Annotated in this window: 13 protein-coding genes; 2 read left to right on the forward strand and 11 right to left on the reverse strand. The window is 38.4% G+C overall.

The genetic code is table 11. The features are described from left to right. Positions 1 to 97: 97 nt before the first annotated feature. Genes ACRD69_RS06495 through ACRD69_RS06545 form a run of 11 tightly spaced genes read right to left on the reverse strand, consistent with a single transcriptional unit; the run spans position 98 to position 8,717 of the window. The gene (locus ACRD69_RS06495; protein ID WP_430814262.1) at positions 98 to 574 is read right to left on the reverse strand and encodes a chemotaxis protein CheD; all 477 of its coding nucleotides are present in this window, start codon (positions 572 to 574) and stop codon (positions 98 to 100) included. A gap of 11 nt (positions 575 to 585) precedes the next feature. Then, a complete protein-coding gene (locus ACRD69_RS06500; protein ID WP_430814263.1) occupies positions 586 to 1,485 on the reverse strand; it encodes a sensor histidine kinase in 900 nt (299 codons plus the stop codon). 26 nt (positions 1,486 to 1,511) lie between these two features. After that, positions 1,512 to 2,375: a CheR family methyltransferase gene (locus ACRD69_RS06505; protein WP_430814264.1), complete on the reverse strand. Its 864-nt coding sequence runs from the start codon at positions 2,373 to 2,375 to the stop codon at positions 1,512 to 1,514. Positions 2,376 to 2,385: 10 nt separating this feature from the next. Next, complete coding sequence (locus tag ACRD69_RS06510) at positions 2,386 to 2,862, reverse strand: chemotaxis protein CheW (RefSeq protein WP_430814265.1); 477 nt, start codon at positions 2,860 to 2,862, stop codon at positions 2,386 to 2,388. Positions 2,863 to 2,870: 8 nt separating this feature from the next. Further along, the gene (locus ACRD69_RS06515; RefSeq protein ID WP_430814266.1) at positions 2,871 to 3,317 is read right to left on the reverse strand and encodes a chemotaxis protein CheW; all 447 of its coding nucleotides are present in this window, start codon (positions 3,315 to 3,317) and stop codon (positions 2,871 to 2,873) included. A 4-nt stretch (positions 3,318 to 3,321) separates the two neighbouring features. Continuing rightward, entirely contained in the window at positions 3,322 to 5,358 is a 2,037-nt protein-coding gene (locus tag ACRD69_RS06520) for a chemotaxis protein CheA (protein ID WP_430814267.1), read from the reverse strand. Positions 5,359 to 5,370: 12 nt separating this feature from the next. Then, the gene (locus tag ACRD69_RS06525; protein WP_430814268.1) at positions 5,371 to 5,736 is read right to left on the reverse strand and encodes an Hpt domain-containing protein; all 366 of its coding nucleotides are present in this window, start codon (positions 5,734 to 5,736) and stop codon (positions 5,371 to 5,373) included. 1 nt (position 5,737) lies between these two features. Then, positions 5,738 to 6,103: a response regulator gene (locus ACRD69_RS06530; protein WP_200463503.1), complete on the reverse strand. Its 366-nt coding sequence runs from the start codon at positions 6,101 to 6,103 to the stop codon at positions 5,738 to 5,740. A 32-nt stretch (positions 6,104 to 6,135) separates the two neighbouring features. Beyond that, complete coding sequence (locus ACRD69_RS06535) at positions 6,136 to 6,447, reverse strand: STAS domain-containing protein (protein ID WP_430814269.1); 312 nt, start codon at positions 6,445 to 6,447, stop codon at positions 6,136 to 6,138. A gap of 11 nt (positions 6,448 to 6,458) precedes the next feature. Next, positions 6,459 to 8,195, reverse strand: a complete 1,737-nt coding sequence (locus ACRD69_RS06540; protein WP_430814270.1) for a methyl-accepting chemotaxis protein — start codon at positions 8,193 to 8,195, stop codon at positions 6,459 to 6,461. 9 nt (positions 8,196 to 8,204) lie between these two features. Next, on the reverse strand, positions 8,205 to 8,717 hold the full coding sequence (locus ACRD69_RS06545) for a YfiR family protein (protein WP_430814271.1): 513 nt from the start codon (positions 8,715 to 8,717) through the stop codon (positions 8,205 to 8,207). Between the two features lie 213 nt (positions 8,718 to 8,930). Between ACRD69_RS06545 and ACRD69_RS06550 the strand changes: the two genes are divergently transcribed. Together ACRD69_RS06550 and ACRD69_RS06555 are read left to right on the forward strand one after the other, a co-directional pair. Then, positions 8,931 to 9,980, forward strand: coding sequence for a hypothetical protein (locus ACRD69_RS06550; RefSeq protein ID WP_430814272.1), 1,050 nt, complete (start codon positions 8,931 to 8,933; stop codon positions 9,978 to 9,980). A 70-nt stretch (positions 9,981 to 10,050) separates the two neighbouring features. After that, positions 10,051 to 12,459, forward strand: coding sequence for an efflux RND transporter permease subunit (locus ACRD69_RS06555; RefSeq protein WP_430814273.1), 2,409 nt, complete (start codon positions 10,051 to 10,053; stop codon positions 12,457 to 12,459). Positions 12,460 to 12,485: the final 26 nt, after the last annotated feature.

The raw sequence follows: 12,485 nt of genomic DNA on the forward strand, positions 1-12,485 counted from the left end.
TACCCCTTGCTTATAGCTGTTTCATTTTCAAGTAGTAATAAAACAACTATCTATCTCCCTCTCATCATACAGACCTTACAGTCTGTTCATTTCAGGTTTAATATACCTTTTTTTCCAGAAACTTATGGCGTACTTCCCCTGTATCGTTAAAAAAAATAATTTTCCTACCCCTTCTTCCGCCTGTGCTTGATGCCACGATCGGAATCTTTTTCTCCTCTAACATTAAGCGCGCGACCCGTATATTTCTTTCACCAATCATATTGGAATTACCGGTTGCTGATTCAAGCAACTCACCTCCACCAAATATTTTGGCTTGTATATCTTTAATATCGCTACCTAAATACAGCATTTTTTCAACTAATTTATCAATGGCGATATTACCATATTTTGGCGATGCTAAGTCGTTACCATTCCAGTTGGGAAGCATGTAGTGGTTCATCCCACCAATTTTCAGTTTTTTATCCCACAGACAAATGGCAACACAACTACCTAGTATGGTTTTGATAACATACGGATCCTTGCTTACAAACAATGAAGAGGGGTATAGAAAATGTTGCAAATATCTATTATCCATCTATCATCGTCTTAAAAAATCTCATCATCATCATCAAAGAACACGTCGTTACCATCACCGCTAAAACCTTCTACGATGTTACGTGCTTCAGGTAATGAAACCGAAAATTCAGAACCTTCACCTTTCTTACTCTTAATATCAATATCTCCACCCAATACGTCTAATAGGGCTTTAGTAATGGATAAACCAAGACCATGTCCTCTGTTGATGGAGTTAATACCTGAATCCAAACGCTTGAATCGTTCGAAAATAATTTTCTGGTTCTTTTCTGAGATACCAGTACCATAATCCTGAACTGATGCATGAAGAACATCTTCATCCACCCATACTTTAAGAATGACCTGACTATCCTTATAACTGTATTTTAAGGCATTATTAAGCAGGTTGCTTAAGATCAGCTTTAACTTCTCCGAATCAGTCTTGAAATAGAAGTTCTTACCAAAACCATGCTCAATATTAAATTCAATTTTGATATCAATACCCATCTTGCGCGAAATAATGTTGAATGAATCAACCACAGTTTGCACAAGGCTGCGAATATTTACTTTGGTAATATTAGGAGCAATTTCACCTGCTTCAATCTTGGCAGCAACAAAAATGTTACGCAACTGGAAGTCAAGGTTAAATGCTTCACTATGAATTAGTGCTACCATTGACACCACTTTTTTCCAATCGTTCTTCTCAACCGAAAGGATGGCCTTAGATAAACCAAGGATAGATGTAAATGGGTTAACTATTTCGTTAGAGATATTAGAAATAAAATGGCTTTTTAATGCTTCAGATTCCTTTAGTTTTTTTGTAACACTCTGAAAATCTTTAGACAATTCTTTCATCTCATTATCTAACTTTTTCCTTTCTTCAAGTCGTAACCTGAGTTCTCGTAAAAGTTGCTTGTCAGATAAATTGCTCATAATTAAATTTTTATATTCCGGACTAATTATATTTTTCTAAAAATTGTTGGCTTTATATGCTCCAACGGCACATTCATTCCTGATAATGACTCGGAGTGACCTATAAAGAAGATGCCTCCGGGTTTAAGGTAATTACATAATTTACCAATTACCTTTTCTTGTGTAGCTCTGTCAAAATAGATCAGTACATTACGACAAAAAATAACATCGAATGTTTCATTCATATCGTAATGATTATCCATTAAATTAACATGCTTCAGCACAATATTTTTTTGCAATTCGGGTTTAACCCTGACAGTAGGGTTAATACGATCTTTACTCTTTAAAAAATAACGTTTCTTCATCTCCAGCGGAAGAAGGCCTATTTTATTTTCAGGATAAATTCCCTTGGCTGCTTTTGTCAGCACTTTGTTGGAAATATCTGAGCCATGAATGGAAAAGTTAAAGCCGGGTGAGATCCTTTTATATTCGTTTAAAACGATAGAAATGGTATAGGGTTCTTCACCACTGGAACAACCAGCACTCCACACTTTAAAAAATCCACTCTCGCTATATTGAGGCAAAACGTCATCGCGCAAAAAATCGAAGTGAACAGGCTCACGAAAGAAATCTGTTTTGTTAGTCGTTACTACATTCAGAAAATTAAATATTTCTTTCTTTTGCCCTTCCTTGCTAAAAAAATATTCTTTGTATTCGGTATATGATTTCATGTTCAGCTCACGAATACGCTTTAACAGACGCCCCTGCAACATCACACGTTTTACAGGTGGCATTTTAATGCCATATTCGCTATAGATAAAATCGCTAAAAGCCTGAAAATCCTTTTCTGATAATTCGGCTTTAAAAGCATCCAGCTCCTTATCTTTCTCTGTATTATTAGCTGTAAACATGTATCAAATCTTAATTTACAGCATCAATCACCTCACCGAGACTGATAATATCTGTTTCACTAAAAATCTTATCTGCATTCAATATCATCACCAGATCATCATTATTCTGATATGAAGACAATATATAGCCAGGCTTATAATCCGTCTCTATCTCTTTGATCCTGGAATCATCTGCTTCAAAAACGTCTGAAACAGCATCAACCAATACACCAACACTCATCAGGCTACCATCTGCCTTGTTGATATCGAGAACAACGAAACATGATTGAGGCGTAATTTCAACACTTCCCAGGTTAAACTTGGCGGCAGCATCAATTATCGGAATGATCTTATCACGATGATCAACCACTCCTTTCACATAAGCCATACTCTCGGGCACTGGTTTAGGCTCGATGTACTCTTTTATTTCGACTACTTTTTCAACGTGAACACCAAAGATGTTTTCACCAATTGAAAATGTAAGATATGCATTTACTTCCTGACTCATGCTAATGCTTATTTTTCAATTTCTAGTACTACTTCATTTAATTCAATGATGTGAATAAACTCATCATTTTTATGAATACTCCCGGTAAAGGCGTGTATTAAACCGGTATTTCCATTAATAACTGACTCTTTCAACTCTGAATCATCAAGATCGAATACCTCTTTTACTCCATCTACCACAAAGCCAATTAAGGAATCTGTTTTATCATCATCAGACACGACGATCACAGCTGTATCTTGTCCGTTTTCAATTGATTCAACTCCCATCATCATTCGCAAATCGGCGATAGGAATGATGTTACCATGCAGGTTAATGACCCCGATCAAATAATCTTTGGTATTGGGTACCCAGGTAACTTTATCAAATTCAAGAATATTACGAACCTTAAGAGTATCGAACGCAAACACTTCTTTATTGATCAAAAACGATATAATGGATGTCATCTGTTCTTTCATCTTATTAATTCTTAGTTCGATATTTCTTAACTGCGTTATTATGTATCAGTCTATTGGTATCAATAACCAGGGCAATGGTTCCATCACCCATTATTGAAGCTCCTGATATATTTTCCTGTTTCTTAAGGAAGCGTCCAAGTGGTTTTACTACCGTTTGATATTCTCCAATCACCTGGTCAACAAGCAAACCTACTTTTCGGTCTTCGTATTTAACCAGTATCAGCTGCTCTGTTCCCTTGCTTGCCATTTCCGTCTCAAAGGTTTCGCGCAGATCAATAAACGGATATTGCTCTTCATCGATATTAACCACATGGTTGAATGTCTTTCCAAATGATACGGTATCCAGCGCGTAAATCTTTTCGATGTTGGCAATCGGAATCACATACTGGTTTTTGAAAACCTTAACCAGCAGACCATCGATAATGGATAAGGTCATTGGTAGTTCCAGCGTTAAGGTGGTGCCTTTACCTATTTCAGAATCCAGGGAAACTTCTCCCCTGATTTCCCCGATCTTCTTTTTCACCACATCCATACCAACTCCACGACCCGATACATCGGTCACTTCTTCTTTGGTGGAGAAACCACTCAGGAATACCAATTCAAATATCTCCTTACGGCTTAATTCTGTATTGGCATCGATTAATCCTTTACTTATCGCTTTATTACGAATGAATTCAGGATCAATTCCCTTACCATCATCCATTACTTCAACGATTACACTGGCGCCGGAGTAATAGGCTTTGAAAAGAATGGTTCCTTTAGGTGCCTTACCGCTTTTAATACGTTCATCCGGCATTTCAATACCATGATCAACGGCATTACGAATAATGTGTAACAAGGGATCTGTCAGGTGCTCAATAATGTTTTTATCCAGCTCAATGTCTCCGCCTTCAATTACAAAGTCTATATCCTTATCCAGCTCTTTTGATAAATCCCGAACCAGGCGCTGGAAACGCATTAATTCACTTTGTAACGGAATAAGGCTGATCGAAAAAGCATTATCGCGTAACTGACGGCTCAGCTTCTGAATATTTTCTGCTAAGGCTAAAACAGCAGGATTACCATCATTTTCTGCAAACAGGTTTAACTGAGCCTGAATGGTAACCAATTCACTAACCAGGTTAACCAACTCATCAATCTTAGTTGAATTAACACGAATACTTGATATCTTATGTTCCTTAAGCTGAACCTTCTTTTTCGTCTCTTTTTTTGCCTGACCTCCCGAAGCAGATCCTAAAGCGATCAGCTCTTCTTTAGTAAGACTTTTTTGAAGCTTTGATGCTTCATCAATGCTATTGGCAATAGCACTGGATGTTAGAAGATTGCCCGAACCAACTTCTTCAATGCTGATCTCACATTCATCTTCAACAAAAATGAAAACATCTTTGATATCATTAACTGACTCTTCAGTATTAAGAACAACCTGCCAATGACAATAACTATTTACTGGATTGAAGCTACTTAAAGCCGGCACTTTTTCATAAAAGGCCACAACCCTTGCTTCACCCATTGCATGAAGATCATCCAGCAGATAGAACGGATTAGTTCCGTTACGCAGGATTTCCTCATTGGGCTTTATATTGATTAAAAATGTTTTTGAACCATCATCTTTTACAGCGGGTTCACTGCTGCTTGCCGCAACCGGAGCAGCTGCTGTTCCATCACTGTTTGAGAACTGTTGAACACGACGGATAAAAGCTGCCTGATTGTCCAGCTCATCAGCATCATCCACATCGCCCACCTCCAGCATATGCTTGATGTGGTCAATCGATTCAAATGTGAGTGAAATAATATCATCAGTAATGCTTAGTTTATTATTTCTGACTAAGTCAAATACGGTTTCCAGATGATGAGTGAATTCACTCAGTTGGTTAAAGCCAAACATTGCTCCACCACCCTTAAGCGTGTGCATAGCTCGAAAGATACGCTCAATTATTTCATTATTCGAGGTATCTTTCTCCAGAAGCAACAGGGCTTCTTCTAAGTCATGAACATTATCGTTTGACTCTTCTACAAATTTTGCCTTAAACTTATCAATCATTTGTTTGTGCTTTTAACCGGTGATGGTGTTAAAATAGTCTATCAGAACGTTCTTTTCTTCTTCTGTCTGCGGCGTATGAGCTTCTTCGCTTACCAGTAATTTCTGCAAGACAGAAACTGCCGATTTGGTTTTCTCAACCATATTGCCATTGATCTCAAGCTTATTGTTGAGCACTTCTTTAAAAGCTTGCTCAATAGGTATGGCAATATCAGGCAGTTCATTAAAGCCAACCATCGGTGCCGTCCCTTTTATATTGTGCATGGTACGTACCACCATTTCAACGGCGTCATGCGACAATTGAGCAGGCTGTGCCAACTCTTGCTCCAATACCGAAAGGTTATCTGACGTTTCTTTGATAAAAATATTCTTAACTCTCATCTTATCTTAAGACACGAGAAATTGCGCTCAACAACTTAGCTGGAACGAAGGGTTTAATAATCCATCCTGTGGCACCTGCCTGCTTGGCTTCCATTTTCTTTGATGCCTGAGACTCAGTTGTTAAGAATAAGATTGGAATATGCTTATAAGCTTCAATCTCTCTGATTTTTCTAATCAATCCTAAACCATCAAGGTTAGGCATGTGAAGGTCGGTGATAACAATATCAATCGTTCTGCCATCCAGGAACTTTTGCGCATCTTCGCCGTCTACACCAACTAATACTTCGTAACCTTCATTCTGAAGAGTAAAGTTGACTACTTCGCGGATACTTTCTGAATCATCAACGATGAGAACTGTTTTAGCCATAATGTATTTTTCTAGTTATAATATATTTAAGATTAATTAAGGACGTTTTGGAATCCTGAATTTTTAATCAGCGCCTGTAATTCGGGCTTCAATTCAGCATTAATATTGGTTACTTTACCATTAGCTTTCAGTGTAGCTTTTAATGACAGCAATAGCTGAATAAAAGTAACATCCACACTTTCAGGATTATCAATTTCGATCTGCAGATCCTTATCGGTTTTTAAGCCGTTCTTCACAGCATCTGCTATTTTTTCGATATGATTAATGATAAGCTGACCTGAAAAGCGAATAATTGACTGTTCAGGTAACTCATCATGAATAACTTTATATGGTAAACTCTCCATTATCTTACGTCTTAGAATTTCTCGTAATTATCTAAATCAAAGTCCTTGTCGAAGTTTGAGAACGGATTCTCTGATTGTTTCGGCGCTTTTTCTGCAGGCTTAACATCAGGCTTCTTCACTTCCTTTTTAGGCTCTGCCTTTGGTTTAACCGATGCAGCAGGCTTAACTGCCTTCTTACTTACTTTATCAGCTTCTGCCTTCTTGCTTTTTGCATCAATTTTAAAGTAGCTGACTGCTTCATTCAGATTGTCAGCCAGGTTGGCCAACTGATCAGAGCTCTGAGTCAGTTCATCAGACGATGAAGCATTTTCCTGCGTGATCATATTCAACTGTTGCATAGCCAGGTTGATCTGCTCAGCACCGGTTTTTTGCTCCATACTGGCCGCCGATATCTCCTTGATCAACTGAGTTGTCTTTTCAATATCAGGAACAAGTGCCTTAGACTTTTCACCTGCTTCTGTTGAAACTTTCAACCCTGTTGAAACCAATGATACAATTTCATCAGCAGCTGACTTACTGCGTTCAGCTAACTTACGTACTTCGGCAGCGACCACAGAGAAACCTCTACCGTGCTCACCTGCACGAGCGGCCTCAACCGCGGCGTTCAGTGCAAGAATATTTGTCTGGAAAGCAATATCACTAATGATCGTGATCTTCTCTGATACATCTTTCATCACCTTGGCAGCCTGTGTCGACAACTCATCAGCAACGCTTACATCTTTAGCTGTTTCAACAGTGATCTTCTCGGTCTGAATTGAGTTATCTGTATTTTGATCAATATTAGCGACCATCTCTTCAATTGAGGTAGATACCTCTTCGGCTGAAGCTGCCTGATCAGCTGATCCTTTAGACAACTGCAACGAGCTCGACTTCAATTGAGTACTTGAAGTTACCAGATCATCTGCATTGGACTTAATGGTATTAACCGTATTTTTAAGATTATCGGCCATGCTAACCAGGGCTTTGGCCAGGTCGCCGATTTCATCATTCTGATCCACATCAACTGTTGCCGTCAGATCACCTTCGCCAATCGCCTGGGCAAAAGTAACGCCTTTATTAAGTGGAGCAACAATTGAGTTGTACAGTAAGTAGGCAGTAGCAAGGGCACCTGCAATAACCAGTAAACTCATGATCAGGATCACTATCTGCAATACAGTAAAACTACTGTTACTATCAGTTAATGCCTGATTTGTCGCTTCATCGTATTTAGCTGCTAATTCCTTGATCTGATTGTCAACTTCTTCTGTCAAGGTAATAATTTCGCCTCCGTCCTGAACTTTATCTTCAGTTTCGAATTTGATCATTACATCTTCATAAGCTTCAAAAGAATTTAAGCTGCTCATTACATACTGCTGGATCTGGAAAAGTGAATCCACATCATTGAAAATGTGAGCCAATTCATCTTTATCTTCCTGATTCTCCCACTCCTCACTTAGCTTAAGTAAATCTTCCTTTAAAAGGGGAAAGTCCTTATCATGAAGTTCTTTTAAACGGATCTTATCAGGTGTATCTGTTTGAATATCGATAAACACCCAACTACGAATTAACATTTTACTGTCAATTACTAAATCGCTTAAACCATTCAACTTCTCAGATGATGGCGAGTAAACTTCTGTTAGTTCCCTGTTTTTACTTTTACTCCCTGTTAAAGTGGAGTATGTCCAGATACCCTGCACTACAATAAGCAGCAGTATTAACCCGAACCCTCCCAACAACTTCTGGGCAATATTCAGTTTGATGTTTTTCATGATTACTTCTTATAAGCTAATTGCATTTGACATCCCTTCAAGCTTCGAGCTAATTTGTAAACCAAACTTAGCAGCATTCGCTTTATGGATCTCAAATTTAAGTTTATCATCTCTAACAACAAAGTTTATCATCGCTCCAGAGTTACATGCTCCTTCTGACTCTGTTATTATCAAGGTACTACCTCCATTAACTTTATCAATAATTGTCGCGGCATGCTTATTGAAGTTAACATTGGAAGAAATATAAACCACCTGGCAGTCCACCACATCTTCTGGCGATTTAAATTCCTTAATAACAACATTTTGGAAACCAAATTTCTTGCCAGCTGATAATTTTCCCAGCCAACTCGACATCTCCCTGTCGCGCACAACTCCAATAACAAAATCGCCTTCTTTAGCCGACTCTGTCCATCCGATGTGCCTGATAAAACTTAAGGTAAATACTGACTTATACTTCGCTACCTGAGCTTGTCCAGCCAGCGGTAACAAGCATAAAGCCAAAAAGAAAAAAATCTTTTTCATAATAAATCTGTCCTACAAAATTCAACATCTTAATGCGTTTTGGTACGCACCAGATGCCATTATGTTTCTTTTTCCTTGAATATTTTTGATTTTTAGGTATAAAGAAACTTAAATGATCAATTTATATAATTCAATTCACTTAACTTTGCCTCGATTTTTCTACCCCAAACCAGCTTATATAAATAGGTCATAACGGTAAATCGATTAGTTACAATGAAATACACTTCGCTGAAAATAGATTCACATTTACTCTTTATGGATAAAACAGATGAGATTAACCATGAAATTTCATCCTTTTTATCTGATTTAAGTATAGCACCTACAACCATTGTTAAAGTTGAATGCTATGCACCGGTTAAAAACAACGACGAATTAACAACCTGCACAAAATCTTTTGATTCTGTTGTATCAGAAGTATTTAAAGATAAAATACCTGCTAATTTATTTGTAGCTAAAGAACTGGCCGACGATGCCACCAAGGCTTTACTCAAATTCTGTATTTGTGATGAGAAATCCTTTACAATAGAATACAAAGAGTTTCAGAAGTTCAATTACTGCGTTGTCAAAAACAATGAAGAAACCATTTTGATAAGCGGAGGTATTAGCTTCGATCAAAGCGGCGATAAGCTTCGCCTTGTTCAAAGCACCTTTGATTTTATGGAGCAGTTACTTGACCATGAGGAGATGCATTTCGGGCATGTCAGTTGCCAAACCAATTTTATCAACGATATACAAGGTAAAAAAGCTGATACCACTACAGGATGGACAAACGTGCAAACCATTAATGAGATTCGAACTCTTTATTTCGATCCTAACCTGTTTAAACATGGTTATCCGTTACAACATACTATGAATTCCGACACTGACGGCTTCGTTATTGATTTTATTGCCGCAGTAAAAGACGGTTTTCCTACAGCACAGTATAATCTGGATGCAGAAAGCGAACAAACACAAAACTGTTTTATTCCCGGACTTAATAAATTTATTTGCAGACCTCCTGTTAACTCAGGTGCCGCAAGCAGTAAAGGACAACTGGAGGAAGCTCTGACATCGATAATTCAATCAGCAGATAATTGTGGTTTGAAACTGAATAAAAAAGCTGACGAAGTAAAAATAACCATACCAGATAATAAGGACCTTGAAGAGGTTCAGCATATTATCTCAAAACAAATAGACACCAATAAACTGGTAATATTTCACTCCACTCTGGAATCAAATGACTTAAAGATGGATATTGAAATCATTACCTCGGTTATTCTATAAACATTTAATCATTGCCGATAATACCCTTTTTACCTATTTTCGCACAACATATAAAAGGAATGAATAGCTAATGTGGATTAATATAGCACGCTTTATATTACGCAATCGAATTGCAATTTTAGTTGCCTTGTTTTTGGTAACAGTTTTTATGGGTATCATGTCACGACGCATTGAAATGTCGTACCAGTATGCCCCCTTATTACCCGAAGATGATCCAACCTATGTTGAATACCAGAATTTCCTGAGTATCTATGGCAACGAAGGTAATATGGTAATTGTTGGTATTCAAAACGAAGACTTCTTCGAGCTGAATGACTTTAATGCCTGGCAGGATTTCTCCGAATCGTTACTTGAGGTTGAAGGTGTTACATCGGTTTTTTCGGTCGGACAGTCCTATAACCTGAAAAAGAACAGCAAGCAGAAACGTTTTGAAATTGAACCGATCTTTCCAGAGCGGGTAAAGTACCAGACTGAACTCGATTCACTGAAAGAGGTGTTTTACAGCTTACCTTTTTACAAAGAGCTTTTATACAACAAAAGTAATGATGCCTATTTACTTGCCATTTCCCTCGATGATGAGATATTACACAGCAAAGAACGCGTTAAGCTCATCAGCGATATTCAAAAAGCAGGTCAGTCATTTGTTGAAAAGAGTAAACGTGAAATTCATTATTCAGGACTACCTTATATCAGGGTTGTAACTGCCGAGATGATCAAAAAAGAGCTGAATATGTTTATATTCCTGGCTCTGGGAATAACGGCATTGATAATATTTTTATTCTTCCGTTCATTCAAAGTGGTCATGTTTTGCATGCTGGTTGTTGGCATCGCTGTTATATGGGCATTGGGTATACAGGCTTTATTTGGCTATAAGATCACCATCCTTACGGGGATGATTCCTCCCTTGATCATCGTTATTGGTATTCCCAACTCGGTATTCCTGCTTAATAAATACCACCAGGAGTATCGCAAACACAAGAATAAAATCAAAGCTCTGCAGCGTGTTATCAGAAAAATTGGTAATGCTACTTTCTTAACCAACTTAACAACTGCATCGGGTTTTGCCACATTCATTTTTACCAGCAGTAAAATATTGGTTGAATTTGGTGTGATCGCAGCCATCAACATCATGGTGGTATTTGTATTATCGATCCTTTTGATACCCATTATATTCAGTTTCCTTGACGGCCCTAAGGAGCGTCACCTGAATCACCTGGATAACCAGATGATTGGAAAGGCGGTTAACGGATTGGTAAAAATCTCCCTTAATCATCGTACTAAGGTCTATTGGGTAGCCGGAATCATGCTGTTTTTAGGCATCATTGGTATCTTAAGGATCAAAACAACAGGCTACATGCTGGATGACATTCCACACGACGATCCGCTTTATGTTGACCTGAAGTTTTTTGAAGAAAATTTCAATGGACTGATGCCGTTGGAGTTGATGATCGACACCAAAAAGCCCAATGGTGCCATCTCAGGTAGCAACCTTCGCCGAATGGACAAACTGCAGGAAGAGCTGAAAGAATTCGATGCCATCTCACACCCTGTTTCAATGGTCGAAGTTGTTAAGTTTGCCCGCCAGGCATTCTACAATGGCAAAGAAAGACACTTTAAAGTACCGAGCTCGCAGGAGCGTAACTTTATTCTCTCCTATGTTAACCGGAGTAGCAGCGAAGCTGCCAGCAATGGCCTGGTTACCACTTTTATTGATTCAACCAAGCAACGCGCCCGCTTAAGTTTCAGGATGAAAGATATTGGCACCACTGAAATGGCCATACTGGATCAGAAGATCCGTGAAACCATTACAAAGGTGTTCCCGACTGATAAATACTATACCTCATTAACAGGGGCCAGCGTGGTATTTTTTAAGGGCACTGATTACCTGGTGCGCAACCTGTTTACCAGTCTTATGCTGGCAGTAGTACTAATAGCCTCGTTCATGGCCTGGATGTTCTCATCCAAACGAATGGTGCTGGTATCACTGATACCAAATATCTTCCCATTGATAATGACGGCCGCATTAATGGGCTTCTTCCAAATTCCTATTAAACCTTCAACCATACTGGTATTTAGTATTGCCTTTGGTATTAGTGTGGACGACACCATTCATTACCTGGCCAAATATCGCCAGGAGCTATCTGAAACCAACTGGAGTATTCGTGCTGCAGTAGTGCTGGCTTTAAAAGAAACAGGTGTGAGTATGATATATACATCCATCATTCTCTTCTTTGGATTTGGTATCTTTAGTGTATCCCAGTTTGGAGGCACAGTTGCCTTAGGTGTTTTAGTGGCCGTTACACTTTTAATTGCCTTGTTCTCGAACCTCATTCTGTTACCGGCGTTATTATTAACACTGGAGAAAGCAATTACCAACCAATCGTTCAAAGAACCATTGTTGCATATATATGATGAAGACGAGGACATTGAGTTGGAAGAATTGAAGATCGAAAATAAAAAAGATAAAAAAACAGAATAAATTAAAGTCCATGGTTCGCGGTAGCA

Source organism: Carboxylicivirga agarovorans (genome assembly GCF_050589845.1).
GTDB classification, from domain to species: Bacteria; Bacteroidota; Bacteroidia; order Bacteroidales; family Marinilabiliaceae; genus Carboxylicivirga; species Carboxylicivirga agarovorans.

Excerpts from the sequence above, each read along its gene's own strand:
- ACRD69_RS06550 (WP_430814272.1), top strand. The coding sequence starts at position 8,931 with ATGAAATACACTTCGCTGAAAATAGATTCACATTTACTCTTTATGGAT.
- ACRD69_RS06510 (WP_430814265.1), bottom strand. The coding sequence starts at position 2,862 with ATGAGTCAGGAAGTAAATGCATATCTTACATTTTCAATTGGTGAAAAC.
- ACRD69_RS06520 (WP_430814267.1), bottom strand. The coding sequence starts at position 5,358 with ATGATTGATAAGTTTAAGGCAAAATTTGTAGAAGAGTCAAACGATAAT.
- ACRD69_RS06545 (WP_430814271.1), bottom strand. The coding sequence starts at position 8,717 with ATGAAAAAGATTTTTTTCTTTTTGGCTTTATGCTTGTTACCGCTGGCT.
- ACRD69_RS06525 (WP_430814268.1), bottom strand. The coding sequence starts at position 5,736 with ATGAGAGTTAAGAATATTTTTATCAAAGAAACGTCAGATAACCTTTCG.
- ACRD69_RS06495 (WP_430814262.1), bottom strand. The coding sequence starts at position 574 with ATGGATAATAGATATTTGCAACATTTTCTATACCCCTCTTCATTGTTT.
- ACRD69_RS06540 (WP_430814270.1), bottom strand. The coding sequence starts at position 8,195 with ATGAAAAACATCAAACTGAATATTGCCCAGAAGTTGTTGGGAGGGTTC.
- ACRD69_RS06535 (WP_430814269.1), bottom strand. The coding sequence starts at position 6,447 with ATGGAGAGTTTACCATATAAAGTTATTCATGATGAGTTACCTGAACAG.
- ACRD69_RS06530 (WP_200463503.1), bottom strand. The coding sequence starts at position 6,103 with ATGGCTAAAACAGTTCTCATCGTTGATGATTCAGAAAGTATCCGCGAA.
- ACRD69_RS06515 (WP_430814266.1), bottom strand. The coding sequence starts at position 3,317 with ATGAAAGAACAGATGACATCCATTATATCGTTTTTGATCAATAAAGAA.
- ACRD69_RS06500 (WP_430814263.1), bottom strand. The coding sequence starts at position 1,485 with ATGAGCAATTTATCTGACAAGCAACTTTTACGAGAACTCAGGTTACGA.
- ACRD69_RS06555 (WP_430814273.1), top strand. The coding sequence starts at position 10,051 with ATGTGGATTAATATAGCACGCTTTATATTACGCAATCGAATTGCAATT.
- ACRD69_RS06505 (WP_430814264.1), bottom strand. The coding sequence starts at position 2,375 with ATGTTTACAGCTAATAATACAGAGAAAGATAAGGAGCTGGATGCTTTT.